This window comes from Streptococcus pseudopneumoniae (genome assembly GCF_038148935.1).
Lineage (GTDB): Bacteria > Bacillota > Bacilli > Lactobacillales > Streptococcaceae > Streptococcus > Streptococcus pseudopneumoniae_U.
On the sequence record NZ_JBBJZX010000009.1, the window covers coordinates 1 to 20,827 of the forward strand.

Here is a 20,827-nt window from a genome sequence, read left to right on the forward strand (position 1 = left end):
GAAAGATTGCTTTTTTATTATATTTTCCTTAGGAGAAGAAATGGAACACAAAACGAATTCATATAAAGTAAATCGACAGCAACGTGAAAAGGTACTGCGCTTTTCGATTCGTAAATATAGCTTTGGTGCTGCTTCAGTAGCTGTTGCGGCATTGATGTTTTTGTCTGGGCATCAGGCTGTTCGAGTTGAGGCTGCTCAAGTTTCAGATACTACTGAAGCACCGGTTATCCCAGATAAAGAAGAGGCTCATACTGCTACAATAGTAGATTTGCCTAAAACAGAAGATTCTCTAACTACAGATAAAGAAGAAAAATCACCAAGCACAGCTGAGAATCCGGCTGAGACTTTATCTGAGAAACTGCCTGAAACTTCAACTGAGAATGCATCTGAAAACGAGACTACTGCCCTTGATAAAGAAGTAGTTGAAAAACAAACACTAGATAAGACTAAATTACAGGCTAATATTACAAAAGTTCAAGAACTCTTGGATAAGGTCAATAAGGAAAAAGCTCCAGATTCAACCCTTGCCGCAATCCAGGCAGATTTAGAAGCAGCTAATAGTGTGCTTAATAACAATAGTCTTGAATTGACACAAGCTGAAATTGATGCAATCGCTAAAAAACTTAATGAGAAGATTTTTGTCTTATCTTCGATGCCTAAGATAAATGCGCCTAAGAAGGTTTTAAAAGAAGGTGAAAATACGATTGTCAATACTGGGTCTCGTGATTCACGTAATGGCGAAACCATGGAAGAAGGATCTGATCTTCGCTCAGCACCTATTGATAAAAATACCAAACGTGGTGAGTTAGGAATCGTTGTAGCCAACTCTGGATTTATTACAGGATATGCAACGCCATCTTCAACAATTGAGATTAAAAGAAATGGCACAACTGTATTGACTTCTACACTAGACGATACAGGAGCTTTTAAATTAAATGCCCTAGGTATTGAAGTTGGAGATGTTGTTGAATTAGTGGTTAATGGACAGACTGTTACTACTACTACAGTAAAACAAACAGATACAGTAGCTTTTAATGATAGTTTAGCAGGAATTGCACAAGTTGATGGATATACAGCGGCAGAAGCTGATGTAGAAGTATCAATCGGCGGAAGAAAATACACAACTAGATCACAATCAAATGGATACTTCACAGTCAATGTTGATACGAACTTAATGGTAAACGATGCCGTTGTTACAACTGTTATCAAAAAGAATGGTCAAGAAGTTGGTCGTGGAACAAGTACAGTACGTAACACGAAAGTAACAGACTTCGGGGTTGGTTGGATTAAAAACCCGATGATTGATTATTCGCACCGTGATGTATTTTCTCCAGATACGAAACAATATGCATTCGTAAGTAAAGGAACTGCTGATCAAGCGTATGACAATATTCGTGCTTATCGTGAAATGCGTATTGAAAATAATGGGGATAAATATTATTATTGGATATTAGATTCAGGTCCAAGACCAAATGGACTGGCTGGTGTTTCTAAAAAAATTTCACTTGCGATTCCACGTACAGTAGGAGATCCTTATGACTTTACTTATACAAAATACCAAGATGGAAAACAGACTTTCCATAAGGATTATGCTAGTGCAACAGCATGGGAGTATGAAAACTCAACTTTTCGTGCTTATGTAAAAGATGGCGTCCGACGTTCAGGGGCGGCTTATACTGAAAATGTAGACGGATGGCTTAAATATATAAACCCAGAGGCTGGTACTAGACTGACTAATTGGAGGTTTAATATTTATCGTAAAAATAGCGGAGATGGTACAGAGCCTGACAACGATGCCTTTTCTCGTGTTAGTGATATATTGGGGATTCGTAAAGATGGTCTTGAATACAATCTTGTTCGAGGTGTTATAGAAGATAGAATGAACGTAGTTGCTGGGCAACGTTCAATTATCACTTTCAAAACTAAAATTCTTGACGGAGATGACCTAAATAATAGCATTATGTCGGATTGGGGGGATAAAAACACCAATAACCCTATGCTTGACGAAATAAAAAAACGTCTAGCCAATGACCCATTCCTTGCTTATGGAGGATATACAGAGGGTGGATATAGACGCTATAGAACTGGTGAAAATGCAATTATCGGTGTATTACCGTTGAAACCAGACGAAGCAGCTAAATATGATCTTAAACCAGTATCTAAAGAGCAAACAACTAATAAAGGTGTCGTTCCACCTGCTATTAATAGTATTGCTAATACAAAAGACTTACCTGCTGGTACAACATACCGTTGGTTTAAAGATCCAGATGTATCAAGACCTACAGCACCAAATGTACCTGTGTATGGTAAAGTGGAAGTCATTATTCCAGAACGTGGAACATTTATTGTAGATGCACCTATTCATGTTACAGAGGATAAGGCAAAAACACCAGAAGCTCCATTAGCAACAGCAAAAGAAGATGGATCTGTAACAGCTAAACCGCAAGATTCAACGAAAGTAGATAAAATTAAAGTTAGCTACACAGGAGAAGATGGTTCTAATAAGACGGCTGAAGGAAATAAAGGTGGAAATGGAACGTGGACTGTTACGGGTAATCCAGACGTTCAAATCGATGCAAGTACTGGTGAAATCACAATCCCAGCTGATAAAGTCAAAGATAATACAGAAGTAACAGCAGTTACAACAAATGGAAACAGTGATGAATCAGCTCCAGCCAAAGCAACTGCAAAAGCACCAAAACCAGAAAAACCAATCTTAACTGCACCAAATAACGGTAATGTAACAGCCAAACCACAAGATCCAGCCAAAGCAGATAAAATTACGGTTACTTATAAAGACGAAGATGGAACAAATGTAACGGTAGTAGGAAATAAAGGAAATGATGGAACATGGACTGTTGCGAACAATCCAGGTGTAAACATTAATGCTCAAACTGGTGAAATCACAATTCCAGCTGACAAGGTAAGAGATAATACTGTAGTAACAGCCATCACAAAAAATGGCAATAGTGTTGATTCAGACCCAGCAACAGAAACTGCAAAAGCACCAAAACCAGCAACTCCAACAGTAGTAGCAAAAGAGGATGGATCTGTAACAGCCAAACCACAAGATCCAACAAAAGCAGATAAAATCACGGTTACTTACACAGGAGAAGATGGTTTACCAAAAGAAGTAGTGGGAACGAAAGACAAATTTGGTCAATGGACTTCAGGTGATCCAGAAATTCAAATCAATGCAGACACAGGTGAAATCACAATCCCTGCTGAAAAAGTAAAAAATGAAACAGTTGTAACAGCTATCACAAAAAATGGAACGAGTGATGATTCAGATCCGGCAACAGATACAGCGAAAACACCAGATAATGAGCCGCCAGTTTTAACTCTATCGACTAATAATGTAACGGTGGTAGAAGGTGGAACTATAACATTTACAGTAACAGCAAGAGATGATAAAAAGGTAACTTTTGACTTGACTGGAACAAGTACTGACTTTTTAACGAAAGCATTTCAATCTAGAAGACTTAACACACCTGGTACACCTGGACTGGTATCGACTAGGTATGTAAAAGAAACAGAAAAAGAAAAAGAAATCGAAGTTACAATTAATACTATAGCAGAAGATGTTGGTAAGCAAAATACAATTATATTTAACGCAACAGATGATGCAAATAACAAGGCTAAACCGGTGATTTTCTCATTTGTTGTAACTCCACGTGACAAGATAGGACCAACTATTTCGGCGGATGGGGCAACAGTTACAAGTCGTGAGGAAATTACGCCAATTCCAGTAACAGCTAAAGATAATGATGGTGGAGTTGGTCTGCGTGAAAATACTCCAATCGAAGTCACAGGCTTACCAGAGGGACTAAGATTCGAAGATGGTAAAATCGTAGGAACTCCAACTGGAACACCTGGAACTGCCAAAGTAACGATTACAGCTTATGATAAAAATGATAATAAGGCTGAGAAAACAATTGAAATTGTAGTCAAAGGGCAAAATGAGCAGTATAACCCATTAGGAAAAGACCAAACTGTTCCTAAAAATTCAGTACCTAAGGCAGAGGATAGTATTGCGAATAAAACTGACCTTCCACAAGGAACAAAATATACTTGGTTAACTACACCAGATACGAGTCAAGGCGGGCAAACAGTTTCTGCAGTTGTTGTGGTAGAATATCCAGACAAAACAAGAGATAACGTTAGTGTGAATATTAGTGTACCTACGAATTTAACAGCAGAAGTTACGAAACCAAATGAAGTTTTGGAGAAACGTGCAGTCGAATCCAAAAAAGTAGTCACACCAAATAAAGAGGGTTCAACGATTGCAACAGAAAAAGCAGAAAATGGTTTAACCGTTAATGGAGAAGGTAAATTAACTGGAACGCCAAAAGTAGAAAATTGGGGCAAAGACGAAGAAAAACGTGCTATCACAATTCCAGTTAAAGTTACGAATGGAAACGAAGAAATCACAGTAAGCGTACCAGTTACAATTTTACGTGATACGGATGGAGATGGAGAACCAGACACTACAGATCCAGATGATGACGGTGACAAAATTACGGATGAGGAAGAAAAGGCAAAGGGAACAGATCCAAAGATTTTTGATAAACCAGACAAGCCAACCTCATATGGTCTAACAGGAGCAGTAAAACCATCTACTGTTACTGAGAATAAACAAGTGACTGAACCAGGAGTTGTTACACCAAATAAGACAGGATCAACGATTGAAACACCAGCTTCTGTAAATGGATTAACCGTTGATAATAATGGAAGTTTAACAGGAACTCCAAAAGTAGACTCTTGGGGTGAAGGTGAAGAAGAACGTGATATTACTATCCCAGTAAAAGTTAAGAAGGATTCGGAAGAAGCTAATGTAAGTGTACCGGTTAAAATCCAACGCGATACAGACGGAGATGGCAATCCAGATGTGACAGATACAGATGATGATAACGATGGAATTTCAGATGACGATGAAAAGAGAAATGGAACAGATCCAAAAGTAGCAAATGGCTTGACAGGAATCGTTACAGTTCCAGCTAAAGTGAAAGAAAAAACTCCAGTACCGACACCTTTACCAAAAGTTGTAACACCGAATAAATCGGATGCAACAATTGAGCCATCAGAACCAGTAAAGGAACTGAAAGTGAATGGAAATGGTGAATTAGAAGGAACACCAACTGTGAATGACTGGGTTGGCGGAGAAGAAGAACGTAATATCACAATCCCTGTTAAAATTACAAGAGAAAAAGATGGAAATCCAAAAGAGGAAGTTACTGTACATGTGCCAGTCACAATTCAGCGAGACACAGATGGAGACGGAATACCTGATGTAGACGATTTGGATGATGATAACGATGGAATTTCAGATGAAGATGAAAAGAAAAATGGAACAGATTCAAAAACTGCAGACGGACTAAGTGTGAAAGTTACAGAACCTAATGTAGTGTTGGATAAAAAAGAAGTCACTCCAAAAGAAGTTGTTACACCAAATAAAAAAGGCGCAACAATTACAACTACTACGCCAGACAATTCAGGAAAAGTGAATGGACTGACAGTTAATGAAGAAGGTAAATTAACAGGAACTCCAACAGTGGATAATTGGGGCAATGATGAAGAAAAAACTATCAACATTCCAGTTAAAGTTACAAAAGATGTTGAAAAAGTAACGGCAAATGGTAAAGAAACTGTTACGGAAACTGTTAATGTTGATATTCCAGTCACAATCCAACGTGATACAGATGGAGATGGAACACCAGACGTTTTAGATACAGATGATGATAATGATGGAATTCCAGATGATGTAGAGAAAAGTAATGGAACAGATCCAAAAGTTCCTAATAATTTAACAGCAACAGTTGCTGAACCAACTAAAGTTAAAGAGAAACAACCAGTTACTCCAACAAAAGTTGTAACGCCAAATATTCCAAATTCAACAATTACAACAGATGCTCCAGATGGATCGGTGAATGGCTTAAAAGTTAACAATGATGGTAACTTAGAAGGAACACCGACAGTAGATAATTGGAAAAAAGATGAAGAAGAACGTAATATCTTAATTCCGGTTAAAGTCAAAAATGGTGATAAAGAAACTACAGTAAAAGTTCCAGTTACAATCCAACGTGACACAGATAATGATGGAATCCCAGATGTTGATGATACAGATGATGATAACGATGGAATTCCAGACACTGTAGAGGATACAAATGGAACAGATCCAAAAGCTGCAAATGACTTAGAAGTGGTAGTTACAAATCCAGACAAAGTCAAGGAGAAAAAACCAGTAGCTCCAACGAAAGTTGTAACTCCGAATAAAGAAGGTTCAACAATTGTAACAAATCCAAAAGATGGTTCAGGACAAGTGAACGGACTAAAAGTCAATGATAAAGGCGAACTGGAAGGAGCACCAACAGTAAATAATTGGGGTAAAGATGAAGAAGAACGCACTATCGACATTCCGGTTAAAGTTACTAAAGTTGTAGAAAAATTCACAGAAAATGGTAAACAAGAAGTACCGGAAGTAAAGGAAGTAACAGTAACAGTCACAATCCAACGTGATACAGACGGAGATGGAGAGCCAGATGTTATAGATAAAGATGATGATAACGATGGAATTCCAGATGAGGTTGAAAAAGCGAATGGAACAGATCCGAAAAATGCAAACAACCTAACTGCAAAAGTTTCAGATCCAACTAAAGTTACAGAAAAGACACCAGTTCCTTCAACATTACCGAAAGTTGTCACACCGAATAAAGACGGTTCAACAATTACAACAGAAAACCCAGTCAATGGATTAAGTGTTGATAAAGATGGTAAATTAACAGGAAGACCAAGCGTAACAGATTGGGGTAGTGATGAAGAACGTAAAGTAAACATTCCAGTTAAAGTGAAGAATGGGGATGAAGAAATACGTGTAGAAGTACCAGTTATTATTCAACGTGATACAGATGGAGATGGAGATCCAGATGTGACAGATACGGATGATGATAATGATGGAATTTCGGATGAGGAAGAAAAGAAAAACGGAACAAATCCAAAAGTTGCTACAACACAAACACCTGTGGAAATAACTATTACACGTGAGAAAAATGGAGACGCAATTGTTACACCGAAAAAACAAGACGGGAAACCGTACCCTAAAGATACGAAGGTAGAAATTCCAGGTGAAAATGGAATAACAATAGTAGTAACGATAGGTGAAAATGGTTCAGGCAAAGTACCAAATGACAACCTTCCAAAAGGTGAAGTACCAGGACAGGGTGTCGTAACAGAACCAAACAAAGAACCATCAAAACCAGTAGATGTAACAACACCAGCGCGTAAGACACCAACGGTAGAGTTGACTCAAAATCCAAGCACTGGAGATGTTACAGTAACACCGAAGAAAATAGATGGCTCAAACTATCCTACAGGAACTACGGTAACAATCCCAGGCAAAGATGGGAAAACGATTGATGTAGTAATCGGTGAAAATGGTTCAGGTACAGTTGCAAATGGTGATTTACCAGAAAGAGATGTACCAGGAACAGCTATCATTAAAGAACCAAATCAAAAACCGTCGCAACCAGTGGATATTACAACACCAGCTAAAAAGGTACCAACATTACAATTAGATCAAGATCCAAAAACTGGAGATGTAACGGTAACACCTAAGAAACCAGATGGAACAACATATCCATCAGGAACTAAGGTAGAAATTCCAGGTAAAAACGGAAATCCAATCACTGTAACAATTGGAAAAGATGGAACAGGAACAGTTCCTAATAATGATTTACCGGATGAAGATACTCCAGGAACAGGTAAGATTAAAGAAGATGGTAAACCAGAGGTAGAGATTAAGGTAGAAACACCGAAAAAAATTGACCCTAGTGCGCCAGAAACAGCACAAGTAGGGACAATTGAAATCACAAGAAAACCAAACGGAGATGCTGTAGTAACACCTAAGAAATCAGATGGAACAAACTATCCTAAAGATACTAAGGTGAAAATTCCAGGAGAAAATGGAACAAGCATCGTAGTAACGATAGGAGAAAATGGTTTTGGAGAAGTACCGAATGACCAACTTCCAAAATATGAAGTACCAGGAAAAGGAACAGTAACAGAACCGAATAAAAAACCATCGCAACCAGTGGCTGTAACAACACCAGCTCGTAAGACACCAACAGTGGAAATGGAACAAAATCCAAAAACTGGAGATGTAACGGTAACACCTAAGAAACCAGATGGAACACTGTATCCAGAAAATACTAAGGTAGAAATTCCAGGAAAAGATGGAAAAACTATTGAAGTAACACTTGACAAAGATGGCAAAGGTACAGTTCCGAATAATGATTTACCTGATGAGGATACTCCAGGAACAGGTAAGATTAAAGAAGATGGTAAACCTGAGGTAGATGTTAAGGTAGAAACACCGAAAAAAATCAATCCAAATCATCCAGCTACAGAACAACCAACTAAAATTGACATCACAAGAAAACCAAATGGAGATGCGATTGTTACACCTAAGAAACCGGATGGAATACCATATCCACCAGGAACAACTGTGAAAATTCCAGGAGAAAATGGAACACCTATTGTTGTGACAATCGGAAAAGATGGTTTTGGATTAGTTCCGAATGACAAACTTCCAAAAGATGAAGTGCCAGGAAAAGGAACAGTAACAGAGCCAGGAGCTAGACCATCACAACCAGTGGATGTGATAACGCCTGCTCGTAAGCCGTCAACTATACGTTTGGATCAAGATCCAAAAACTGGAGATGTAACAGTGATTCCTATGAAGCCAGGTGGAGGAACATATCCATCAGGAACGAAGGTAGAAATACCAGGTAAGAATGGAAATCCAATTGTCGTAACAATTGGGGAAGATGGAAAAGGAACAGTTCCAAATAACGACTTACCAGATGGAAATGTATCTGGAATAGGTAAGATTACAGAACCAGGAAAACCAACTACGGAAGCTCAGGTGCTAACACCAGGTAAAATCAATCCACTTGCACCTCAAACAGAGCAACCAGGTAAGATTGAAATTACAAGAAATCCAAATGGAGATGCAGTAGTTACTCCTAAGAAACCAGATGGAACAACATATCCAACAGGAACCAAAGTAGTTATCCCAGGAGAAAACGGAACATCTATTATTGTAACGGTTGGGGATAATGGCTCAGGAATAGTTCCAAATGATAAACTTCCAAAAGAAGATATTACAGGAAAAGGAATTGTAACAGAACCGAATAAGAAGCCATCACAACCAGTAGCTGTAACAACACCTGCTCGTAAGACTCCAACAGTAGAGCTGACACAAGATCCAGCTACAGGAAATGTCACTGTCACACCGAAAAAACCAGATGGTTCAACATATCCACCAGGAACTACGGTAGAAATTCCAGGGAAAGATGGCAAACCAATCGTTGTACCAATCGGAAATAATGGATCAGGAACAGTTCCAAATAATGATTTACCTGATGAAGATACTCCGGGAACAGGTAGGATTAAGGAACCAGGTAAGCCAACAGTTGAAGTGAAGGTAGAGACGCCTGGGAAAATTGATCCTAATGCTCCACAAACAGACCAACTAGGTAAGATTGAAATTACAAGAAAACCAAATGGAGATGCTGTGGTAACACCTAAGAAACCAGATGGAACAACAACCTATCCAGAAGGTACTAGGGTGAAAATTCCAGGAGAAAATGGAACATCTATAATTGTGACAATCGGAAAAGATGGATCAGGAACAGTTCCAAATGATCAACTTCCAAAAGAAGCTAAACCAGGAAAAGGAACCGTAACAGAACCAGGTAAGAAACCATCTAATCCGGTGGATGTAACAACCCCAGCTCGTAAGACACCAACAGTAGAGTTGGATCAAGATCCAAATACAGGGGATGTGACGGTAACACCTAAGAAACCAGATGGAACACTATATCCAGAAAATACTAAGGTAGAAATACCAGGTAAGAATGGTAAACCTATCGTCGTAATAATTGGAAAAGACGGAAAAGGAACTATACCTAATAAAGATTTACCAGATGGAATAGAACCAGGAAAAGGCACGATTACGGAACCAGGAAAAGATCCTGTAGAAGTAATTGTAACAACCCCAGCCCGTAAGATACCAACACTAGATGTTTATCAAGATCCAAATACAGGTGACGTTACAGTAACGCCTAAGAAACCAGATGGTTCAACATATCCACCAGGAACGAAGGTAGAAATTCCAGGTAAGAATGGCACACCAATTGTCGTAATAATTGGACAAGACGGAAAAGCTACAATACCAAACAGTGAATTACCAGACGGTAAAGTTCCAGGTACAGGTAAGATTACTGAACCAGGTAAACCAGCTGTAGAAGTCCCAGTAGAAACTCCAGCTAAGGTAACACCAGGTAAAGTCACTCCAGTAACTCCAGTCACACCTGCTACTAATGGAGGTTCTGATCAAGATACACCTGCACCAACAACTCCAATTCCAGATGCAGTTACTCCGAATGAAAATCATGAAGATACTACAGATGCTAGTGATAGTGATAGTGGAGCTAAGTCAAATGATTCTCAAAATGTATTGCCAAATACAGGAACAGAATCAAATGCGACTCCTGCATCTCTAGGACTTCTTGGTCTGCTAGGCGGTCTCGGACTTGCTCTTGGAAAGAAAAAAGAAGACTAAAAATTTAGTCAAATGAACATTCATTCTTTTGGATTGTAAAGACAAACTAGATTGGTTCTGGGAATCGTGTTCGTCATAAAATACAAAGAATGTTTAGATAAAGAAAGCGAACAATGCTAGGATTTTGTTAAAGGGAATTCTAAGTATTGTTCGCTTTTGTGGTATAATAATTACTATGCAGAAAAAAACAACGTCCGCCTATGTGCACATCCCATTTTGTACCCAGATTTGTTATTATTGCGACTTTTCAAAGGTCTTCATCAAGAATCAGCCAGTTGATAGCTATTTGGAGCATCTGCTGGAAGAGTTTCGTTCTTATGATATTCAAAAGTTGCGAACTCTTTATATCGGTGGTGGTACACCGACAGCCCTGTCGGCTCCGCAACTGGAGGTATTGCTGGATGGCTTGACTAAAAACTTGGACTTGTCAGTCTTGGAAGAGTTGACCATTGAAGCCAATCCAGGCGATTTGGATGCGGATAAGATTGCTGTTTTGAAGAACTCGGCTGTCAATCGTGTTTCTCTAGGCGTGCAGACCTTTGATGACAAGATGCTGAAAAAGATTGGGCGCAGTCATTTGGAGAAGGATATTTATGAAAATATCGACCGTCTTAAATTAGCTGGTTTTGACAATATCTCCATCGATTTGATTTATGCGCTGCCTGGCCAGACTATGGAGCAGGTCAAGGAAAATGTGGCTAAAGCCATTGAATTGGATATTCCTCATATGAGTTTGTATAGCTTGATTTTGGAAAATCATACGGTCTTTATGAATCGGATGCGACGAGGGAAATTGCCTCTGCCTAAGGAGGAACTGGAAGCGGAGATGTTTGAGTACATCATCGCGGAGTTGGAGCGAGCTGGTTTTGAGCATTATGAGATTTCCAATTTCTCCAAACCCGGTTTTGAAAGTCGCCACAATCTCATGTACTGGGACAATGCTGAATACTATGGCATTGGTGCTGGGGCATCTGGTTATGTCAATGGTATTCGCTATAAAAACCATGGTCCGATTCGTCATTATCTCAGTGCTGTTGAGGAAGGCAATGCGCGTATCACAGAAGAGCACCTGAGCCAAAAAGAGCAAATGGAAGAAGAAATGTTCTTGGGGCTCCGTAAGAAATCAGGGGTTTCCATGACACGATTTGAGGAAAAATTCGGACGGTCTTTTGAGGGCCTTTATGGACAAATTGTCAGAGACTTGGTTCAACAAGGTCTCATGCAAATAGAGGGTGACCGAGTTCGCATGACAAAGAGAGGTCTCTTTTTAGGAGATACCGTAGCAGAACGATTTATTTTGGAGTAGGATCATGGGCTTAACTTATCAAATGAAAATGAAGATTCCTTTTGATATGGCTGATATGAATGGTCATATCAAGCTTCCAGATGTGATTTTGCTATCCCTGCAAGTTTCAGGGATGCAGTCGATTGAACTGGGAGTTAGTGATAAGGCTATTTTAGAAGAGCATAATCTGGTCTGGATTATCACAGAATACGATATCGAGGTGGTTCGTTTGCCTCGTTTTGCGGAAGAAATTATCATCGAAACGGAAGCCCTGAGCTACAATCGACTTTTTTGCTACCGTCGCTTTACCATTTATGATGAAGCAGGGCAGGAACTCATCCACATGATGGCGACCTTTGTTTTAATGGACCGAGACAGTCGAAAAGTCCATGCTGTCGAACCTGAGATTGTGGCTCCTTACCAGTCTGATTTTGATAAAAAACTCATCCGTGGCCCAAAGTATGAGTCTTTGGAAGAGCCAATCAGCAAGGATTACCATGTTCGTTTTTACGACTTGGATATGAATGGTCATGTTAATAACAGTAAATACTTGGACTGGATTTTTGAGGTCATGGGAGCGGATTTTTTGACCCAGTATATTCCCAAGAAAATCAACCTCAAGTATGTCAAGGAAGTTCGACCAGGTGGGGTGATTACATCGGGTGTTGAACGAACTGGACTGGAAAGCAAGCATGAAATTACAAGTGATGGGGTTATCAATGCCCAAGCTATCATCGCTTGGCAAGAAATAAAAAAGGATTAGGGAGAAAGTATGAAATATAAAGGCTATTTAATTGATTTAGACGGAACCATTTATAAAGGGAAAGACAGAATTCCAGCAGGAGAGGCTTTTATTCATGAATTGCAAAAGCGGGACATCCCTTATCTCTTTGTGACCAACAATACAACTCGCACTCCAGAAAGTGTTCAGGAGATGCTGGCTCAGAATTTTAATATCGATACGCCCCTATCGACTGTCTACACAGCGACTTTGGCAACCATCGACTATATGAATGACCTGGGGCTTGAAAAGACCGTCTATGTTATCGGAGAAGCAGGCCTCAAGGAAGCCATCAAGGCGGCTGGTTATGTGGAAGACAAGGAGAATCCTGCCTATGTGGTAGTAGGTCTGGACTGGCAAGTTGATTATGAAAAATTTGCGACAGCAACTCTTGCCATTCAAAAGGGTGCTCACTTTATCGGAACCAACCCTGACCTCAACATTCCGACAGAGCGTGGTCTTTTGCCAGGTGCTGGTTCATTGATTACGCTTCTTGAAGTGGCAACACGAGTGAAGCCTGTTTATATTGGGAAACCAAATGCCATCATCATGGACAAGGCAGTTGAGCACTTAGGCTTGAAACGTGAAGAGTTGATTATGGTTGGAGATAACTATTTGACTGATATTCGAGCAGGGATTGACAATGGCATTCCAACGCTCTTGGTGACGACAGGTTTTACCAAGGCAGAAGAAGTAGCAGACCTGCCAATCGCACCGACTCATGTGGTTTCTAGCCTTGCGGAGTGGGATTTTGATGAAAACTAAACTGACCTTTTGGAGCTCTATGCTCTTTCTCCTCTCCCTCTCGATCCTTCTGACCATTTATCTGGCTTGGATTTTTTATCCATTGGAAATTCAGTGGCTCAACTTAACAAATCGGGTCTATTTAAAACCAGAAACCATTCAGTACAACTTTCATATCTTGATGAATTACCTGACCAATCCTTTTAGCCAGGTCCTAGAGATGCCAGATTTTCGTTCGTCAGCAGCTGGTCTGCACCACTTTGCGGTGGTGAAGAACCTCTTTCACCTAGTTCAATTAGTTGCCCTTGTGACACTACCAAGCTTCTATGTCTTTGTCAAAGGAATTGTGAAAAAGGGCTTCTTGTCTCTATTTAGTAAAGGGCTTTTGGCTCTAGTGGTTTTGCCTTTACTGATTGGGCTTGGGGGAGTTTTGATTGGTTTTGACCAATTCTTTACTCTTTTCCATCAAATTCTCTTTGTGGGAGATGATACCTGGCTTTTTGATCCAGCCAAGGATCCTGTTATTCTGATTTTGCCAGAGACCTTTTTCCTCCATGCCTTCCTCCTCTTTTTCGCCCTCTATGAAAGCTTCTTTGGTTTTCTATACCTGAAAAGTCGTAGGAAATAATACTAAGATGTTCTTATTTTGAATAAATAAATTAGGTATGTGATTTGAAACTATCGTTAATACTCAATGAAAATCAAAGAGCAAACTAGGAAACTAGCCGCAGGCTGTACTTGAGTACGGCAAGGCAACGTTGACGCGGTTTGAATTTGATTTTCGAAGAGTATAAGAGTGAATTAACTAAATCTACATTGCCTCAATCGTTCGCAAACAGTCTATTTTTCTTGAAAAATAGGCTTTTTTTTCTAAAAATCCCTAGTCAAGCGCTTTATTTTTTTGTATAATAGAAGTAGCAAAGTATAGATAAGAAGAGAAAAGCATGATTACACTATTTCTATCACCGAGCTGTACATCATGTCGTAAGGCGAAGGCCTGGTTAGAAAAACATAAGGTGCCCTTTGTGGAACACAATATTATGACCAGTCCCTTAACAAGAAAAGAATTGCAACACATCCTTTCCTTGACCGAAAATGGTACTGATGACATCATTTCAACTCGTTCAAAAATTTTTCAAAAATTAGATATTGATGTAGAAAGTATTTCGGTATCGGAATTACTTCATTTGATTGAGCAGTATCCTAGTCTTTTGCGTCGTCCAATTATTATCGATGCTAAACGTATGCAGATCGGTTTTAATGAAGATGAGATTCGTGCTTTTCTCCCTCGTAGTTACCGTAAGCAAGAGCTAAAAGAAGCAAGAATGAGAGCTGGTATTAGTTAATGAACAAACAGTATAGTTACCCACTAGATTTGTCGTGGAGCACTGAAGAACTTGCTTCAGTGCTTTCTTTTTTTAATGATGTTGAAGCTGCCTATGAAGGCAAGGTAGAGGCTCAAAAGTTACTGGGCTCCTATAAGGGATTCAAAGCGGTTGTGCCAAGTAAGAGCGAAGAAAAACGTTTGGGACGAGAATTTGAAACAGTTAGTGGCTATTCGCTTTACCGAGCGGTTCAGGCTGCCAAGGAAAAAGGGGAAGGAAAGATTTCTCTTGGAAAGTAAATTTGAATTTGCCAAAGAGCTTGTCAAGAGGGCGGGCCAGTACATCCTTGACCATATGCAGGAAGACTTGCGTGTTGAGACCAAGTCCTCTCCAACAGATTTAGTGACCAGACTGGACAAGGAAGTTCAGGAGCTCTTGGTTGGTGAGATTTTGTCTCGTTATCCTGAGGATAAGATTTGTGCTGAAGAAGGTTGTCTGCGAGCCTCGGTTCAAGAGGGCAAGGTTTGGGTCATTGATCCCATTGATGGTACCAATAATTTTGTGGCTCAGCAGGAAGATTTTGCTGTCATGATGGCTTATTTTGAAAATGGTCAGGGACAGTTTGGTCTGATTTATGATGTAATCAAAGGGGATTGTTACCACGGTGGTGGGGAATTTCCGGTTTGCCGAAACGATAAGCTCCTAGCTCCCTTTAAAGCCAAACCACTTGGAGATTTTCTCATTGCGGGAAATAGTGGCATGCTGGAAACCAACGAATGGGGCTTGGCTGATTTGAGTCGAGCAGTACTTGGTGTTCGTGTTTATGGGAGTGCGGCCATTAGTTTTGCCAAGATTTTGTCAGGGCGTTTGTTGACCTATGTCACCTATCTGCAACCATGGGATTATGCTGCGGCTAGTATTTTAGGGGAAAGTCTGGGCTATCAGGTTGTGACCCTATCTGGTCAACCTCTTGATTTTCAAACCAGACAACCGGTCATGATGCTACCTCTTGAGATGCAGGAGGAAATTCAGTCCTATATTTACGAAAGGAAAAGAACTTAAATGCAATTTCCAGAAGGATTTGTTGAAAAATATGAAGAGATACTAGGGGATGAGGCAAGAGATTTTCTTGCCTCTTTTGAGGAGGAAGCGGTTTCGGCCTTTCGGGTCAATCCTTTAAAAGAAGCGCCAGTTTCCTTTCCTGATGCTATTCCTCAAACCCCTTGGGGACACTATGGGAAGGTTTCAGGGAAATCGCCTGAGCATGCTACTGGCTTGGTTTATTCGCAAGAACCCGCTGCTCAGATGGTGGCTCAGGTAGCCAAGCCCAGTCCTGGGATGAAGGTCTTGGATTTGGCTGCTGCACCGGGTGGAAAATCAACTCAGCTGGCAGCCTATCTAGCAGGGGAGGGTCTCCTTGTTTCCAATGAAATTTCAAGCAAACGGGCTAAGATTTTAGTAGAAAACATGGAGCGCTTTGGAGCGACAAATGTCGTGGTGACCAATGAATCTGCCGACCGCTTGGCCAAGGTCTTTAAAGGCTATTTTGACCTTATTGTCCTGGATGCCCCTTGCTCTGGTGAAGGGATGTTTCGTAAGCAACCAGATGCTATGGACTATTGGAGCTTAGATTATCCGAGTAAATGTGCTAGTTTGCAAAGAGAAATTCTGGAAGATGCAGTAACCATGCTAGCTGAAGGTGGTCGTTTGGTTTATTCAACCTGTACCTGGGCCCCCGAGGAAAACGAAGAGATTGTCAATTGGCTACTGGAAGAGTATGATTTTGACTTGTTGCCAGTAGAGCATATCAATGGAATGGTAGCTGGTATTGACCTGCCAGAAACGGCTCGGATGTACCCTCATCAGTTTAAGGGAGAGGGACAGTTTGTAGCCCATCTACAGTTTAAAGGTGAAAATCTAGCACCAAAATGTAAGGCAAGTAAGAGCAATCTCAGCAGAGAACAAGTTGCCTTGTGGCAGGAATTTGCCCAAAAACATTTGAAAATCAATCTAAGGGGAATCTTGCAGACTTTTGGAGACCAACTCTATCTCCTGCCAGAACTCTTACCAGATTTAGGGAAACTCAAGATTGCTCGCAATGGCCTGCATCTGGGTACCTTTAAGAAGAAACGCTTTGAGCCCAGTTTTGCTCTTGGTCTAGCCTTGAAACCGAGTCAGGTCAAGCAGTCTGTTGCAATTGACCAAGAAGCGTTTGTAAAGTATGTGGCTGGAGAAACCGTTCAGCTGGTGGAAAGTCTGCCTAATGGTTGGTACCAAGTTTTGGTTCAAGGAAATGGTTTGGGCTTTGCTAAGGTGACTGGAAATGTTTTGAAAAATTATTTTCCAAAGGGCCTCAGATTCAAGTGAAAATGCTAGTCAAAGTAGCTTGTCTATGTTATAGTGGAAGTATGGATTTTTTTCAAATTGTTTTTCATTTTAAGTCAAAATTGGTAGAGAAGGTAACTGAGCAAATTTCTAGTAAAACCAAGCTAGCAACGTCAGTTAGCTCCCAATTTTCAAAAGAAAAACATAAATAAATAGTTGAAAAAATTCACAGCATTCACCATTATTTTCAAGGAGAAAAACAGTGAAAAAAAGGAAAAAACTCGCTCTATCCCTTGCAGCTCTTTTGCTGGCAGGTTCTTTGGCGGGATGTGCTAGCTGGATTGATCGTGGGGAATCCATGACAGCTGTTGGCTCAACGGCTCTTCAGCCCTTGGTCGAAGCAGTAGCAGATGAATTTGGCTCTATGCACGTTGGAAAAACAGTCAACGTCCAAGGTGGAGGATCTGGTACAGGTTTGTCTCAGGTTCAGTCTGGAGCCGTTGATGTAGGAAATTCAGACGTATTTGCCGAGGAAAAAGACGGTATCAACGCATCCGCTCTAGTGGACCATAAGGTTGCTGTAGCGGGCTTGGCAGTTATTGTGAACAAGGAAGTTGATGTTGAAAATCTGACAACTGAACAACTCCGTAGCATCTTCACAGGTCAAGTAACCAACTGGAAAGAGGTAGGTGGGAAAGACCTAGCCATTTCCATTATCAACCGCGCGGCAAGTTCTGGTTCGCGTGCAACCTTTGATAGTGTTGTCATGGATGGTCAATCTGCCGTGCAGAGTCAAGAACAGGATTCAAATGGGATGGTCAAAAACATTGTTTCCCAGACACCAGGAGCCATTTCTTACCTAGCCTTTGCCTATGTGGATGAATCGGTTAAACGCATGAAGTTGAATGGCTATGAGCCAATTGCAGAAAATGTTACAAGCAATAACTGGCCTTTATGGTCTTATGAACACATGTATACCCTAGGACAACCGAATGAATTGGTGGCAGAATTTCTCAACTTTGTCCTCTCAGATGAAGCGCAAAGTGGAATCGTTAAGGGAATGGGCTATATTTCTGTAAAGGAAATGAAGGTTGAAAAAGATGCTGTAGGAACGGTGACAGCACTAGAAGGGAGTCAATAATGAATCAAGAAGAATTAGCTAAAAAATTACTTTCTCCCTCAAAGAACTCTCGTCTAGAGAAACTAGGAAAAAGCTTGACCTTTGTCTGTCTGTCTTTGATTGTCATTATTGTGGCTATGATTTTGATTTTTGTAGCTCAAAAAGGCTTGTCGACCTTCTTTATCAATGGAGTTAATATCTTTGATTTCCTTTTTGGCCAAACTTGGAATCCTTCAGGTAAACAATTTGGTGCCCTTCCCATGATTTTGGGTTCCTTTATTGTCACAATCCTATCAGCTCTTATCGCAACTCCTTTTGCCATCGGTGCGGCAGTCTTTATGACGGAGGTCTCACCAAAAGGTGCTAGAATCTTGCAACCAGCCATTGAATTGCTAGTCGGGATTCCTTCCGTTGTGTATGGATTTATCGGTTTGCAGGTCGTAGTTCCCTTTGTCCGTAGTGTCTTTGGTGGAACTGGTTTTGGGATTTTGTCAGGGATTTTCGTTCTCTTTGTCATGATTTTACCGACGGTAACCTTTATGACAACGGACAGTTTGCGTGCGGTGCCTCGTCATTACCGCGAAGCTAGTTTGGCTATGGGGGCAACTCGTTGGCAAACTATCTGGCGCGTGACCTTGAAGGCGGCGCGTTCAGGGATTTTTACAGCAGTGGTATTTGGAATGGCGCGTGCCTTTGGTGAGGCCTTGGCCATTCAGATGGTGGTTGGAAACTCAGCCGTAGTCCCAACTTCATTGACAACACCTGCTGCGACCTTAACCTCTGTTTTGACCATGGGTATCGGAAATACCGTTATGGGAACAGTTGATAATAACGTTCTCTGGTCCTTGGCCTTAGTCTTGCTCTTGATGAGTTTGGCCTTCAACAGTGTGATTAAATTGATTACGAAAGAAAGAGGAAAGAAAAACTATGCACGCTAAGAAATTAGATAAAATTGCAACAGCTGTCCTCTACTCGATTGCAGGAATTATCGTTGCCATCTTGGCATCCTTGATTCTTTATATCTTGGTTCGTGGTTTGCCCCACATCTCTTGGTCTTTCTTGACTGGCAAATCCTCTTCTTACCAAGCAGGTGGAGGGATTGGAATTCAGCTCTATAATTCCTTCTTCCTTTTGGTCATTACCTTGATTATTTCTGTGCCCTTGTCTATGGGAGCTGGGATTTTCCTAGCTGAATACGCCAAAAAAGGTCCTGTGACCAATTTTGTCAGAACCTGTATTGAAATCTTGTCTTCACTGCCATCAGTGGTTGTAGGTCTCTTTGGTTACTTGATCTTTGTAGTTCAGTTTGAGTATGGATTTTCAATCATCTCAGGTGCCTTGGCCTTGACGGTCTTTAACCTGCCTCAGATGACGCGTAATGTTGAAGACAGCTTGAAACACGTTCACCATACGCAGCGTGAGGCTGGTCTGGCCCTTGGGATTTCTCGTTGGGAGACTGTGGTCCATGTGGTCATTCCAGAAGCTCTTCCAGGTATTGTGACTGGGGTTGTCTTGGCCTCTGGTCGTATCTTTGGTGAGGCTGCTGCTTTGATCTATACTGCAGGACAATCCGCTCCAGCTCTTGACTGGTCTAACTGGAATATTCTCAGTGTGACCAGCCCAATCTCTATCTTCCGTCAAGCAGAAACCTTGGCTGTCCACATCTGGAAAGTCAATAGTGAAGGTACTATTCCTGATGGAACTATCGTATCAGCAGGTTCTGCAGCCGTGCTCCTCATCTTTATCCTCATCTTTAACTTTGGAGCCCGTAAACTTGGAAGCTACCTACATAAGAAATTAACCGCTGCCTAAAGGAGAAGCCATGTCAAAATATAATTGGGATGAAAAGCATATCATCACCTTTCCTGAAGAGAAAGTGGCCCTCTCTACTAAGGATTTACATGTTTACTACGGTAAAAAAGAATCCATCAAGGGCATCGATATGCAATTTGAAAAAAATAAAATCACGGCCTTAATTGGCCCTTCTGGTTCAGGGAAATCAACCTACCTCCGCAGTCTCAACCGTATGAATGATACCATTGATATTGCCAAGGTAACAGGTCAAATCCTCTATCAAGGGATTGATGTCAACCGTCCAGAAATCAATGTTTATGAGATGCGTAAGCACATTGGAATGGTCTTCCAACGCCCAAATCCCTTTGCCAAGTCTATCTACCGCAACATTACTTTTGCTCATGAACGTGCAGGGGTTAAGGACAAGCAAGTCTTGGATGAAATTGTGGAAACCTCTCTTCGTCAGGCTGCCCTTTGGGACCAGGTCAAAGACGATTTGCACAAGTCGGCCTTGACCTTATCAGGTGGTCAGCAGCAACGTCTTTGTATCGCTCGTGCTATTTCTGTTAAACCAGATATTCTCTTGATGGATGAGCCAGCGTCTGCCTTGGATCCGATTGCGACAGCCCAGCTGGAAGAAACCATGTTGGAATTAAAGAAGGACTTTACCATCATTATCGTGACCCACAGTATGCAGCAGGCTGCGCGTGCTAGTGACTACACAGGATTTTTCTACTTGGGTGACTTGATCGAGTATGATAAGACGTCTAATATTTTCCAAAATGCGAAACTACAGTCAACCAATGACTACGTAACAGGACACTTTGGATAG

General features: G+C 40.9%; 13 protein-coding genes. All 13 read left to right on the forward strand.

Translation table 11 applies throughout. The features are described from left to right. Window positions 1-40 precede the first annotated feature (40 nt). The 13 genes from WKI42_RS02015 (at window position 41) to pstB (ending at window position 20,827) form a co-directional block, all read left to right on the forward strand. Window positions 41-10,621 (forward strand): YSIRK-type signal peptide-containing protein, encoded by a 10,581-nt coding sequence (locus WKI42_RS02015; RefSeq protein ID WP_368081048.1) that lies wholly within the window; start codon window positions 41-43, stop codon window positions 10,619-10,621. Window positions 10,622-10,796: 175 nt separating this feature from the next. Next, on the forward strand, window positions 10,797-11,927 hold the full coding sequence (gene hemW, locus WKI42_RS02020; RefSeq protein ID WP_368081049.1) for a radical SAM family heme chaperone HemW: 1,131 nt from the start codon (window positions 10,797-10,799) through the stop codon (window positions 11,925-11,927). A gap of 4 nt (window positions 11,928-11,931) precedes the next feature. Beyond that, window positions 11,932-12,669 (forward strand): acyl-[acyl-carrier-protein] thioesterase, encoded by a 738-nt coding sequence (locus WKI42_RS02025; RefSeq protein ID WP_368081050.1) that lies wholly within the window; start codon window positions 11,932-11,934, stop codon window positions 12,667-12,669. Between the two features lie 9 nt (window positions 12,670-12,678). Continuing rightward, a complete protein-coding gene (locus WKI42_RS02030; protein ID WP_368081051.1) occupies window positions 12,679-13,452 on the forward strand; it encodes a TIGR01457 family HAD-type hydrolase in 774 nt (257 codons plus the stop codon). Next, on the forward strand, window positions 13,442-14,059 hold the full coding sequence (locus WKI42_RS02035; protein ID WP_368081052.1) for a TIGR01906 family membrane protein: 618 nt from the start codon (window positions 13,442-13,444) through the stop codon (window positions 14,057-14,059). The genes WKI42_RS02030 and WKI42_RS02035 overlap by 11 nt, the downstream gene beginning before the upstream one ends. A 316-nt stretch (window positions 14,060-14,375) precedes the next feature. Further along, window positions 14,376-14,777 carry a Spx/MgsR family RNA polymerase-binding regulatory protein gene (locus WKI42_RS02040; RefSeq protein ID WP_000631257.1) on the forward strand — a complete coding sequence of 134 codons (402 nt, stop codon included), beginning with the start codon at window positions 14,376-14,378 and terminating at the stop codon, window positions 14,775-14,777. Then, window positions 14,777-15,055 carry a UPF0223 family protein gene (locus tag WKI42_RS02045; RefSeq protein ID WP_173275014.1) on the forward strand — a complete coding sequence of 93 codons (279 nt, stop codon included), beginning with the start codon at window positions 14,777-14,779 and terminating at the stop codon, window positions 15,053-15,055. The genes WKI42_RS02040 and WKI42_RS02045 overlap by 1 nt, the downstream gene beginning before the upstream one ends. Further along, complete coding sequence (locus tag WKI42_RS02050; protein ID WP_368081053.1) at window positions 15,045-15,818, forward strand: inositol monophosphatase family protein; 774 nt, start codon at window positions 15,045-15,047, stop codon at window positions 15,816-15,818. The genes WKI42_RS02045 and WKI42_RS02050 overlap by 11 nt, the downstream gene beginning before the upstream one ends. Beyond that, a complete protein-coding gene (locus WKI42_RS02055) occupies window positions 15,819-17,123 on the forward strand; it encodes an RsmF rRNA methyltransferase first C-terminal domain-containing protein (RefSeq protein ID WP_368081054.1) in 1,305 nt (434 codons plus the stop codon). A gap of 220 nt (window positions 17,124-17,343) precedes the next feature. Next, complete coding sequence (locus WKI42_RS02060) at window positions 17,344-18,222, forward strand: phosphate ABC transporter substrate-binding protein PstS family protein (RefSeq protein WP_368081055.1); 879 nt, start codon at window positions 17,344-17,346, stop codon at window positions 18,220-18,222. After that, entirely contained in the window at window positions 18,222-19,139 is a 918-nt protein-coding gene (gene pstC / locus WKI42_RS02065; RefSeq protein ID WP_368081056.1) for a phosphate ABC transporter permease subunit PstC, read from the forward strand. The genes WKI42_RS02060 and pstC overlap by 1 nt, the downstream gene beginning before the upstream one ends. Next, entirely contained in the window at window positions 19,129-20,013 is an 885-nt protein-coding gene (gene pstA / locus WKI42_RS02070) for a phosphate ABC transporter permease PstA (protein WP_000543046.1), read from the forward strand. Before pstC ends, pstA begins: the two co-directional genes overlap by 11 nt. Window positions 20,014-20,023: 10 nt before the next feature. Next, entirely contained in the window at window positions 20,024-20,827 is an 804-nt protein-coding gene (gene pstB / locus WKI42_RS02075; RefSeq protein WP_020900241.1) for a phosphate ABC transporter ATP-binding protein PstB, read from the forward strand.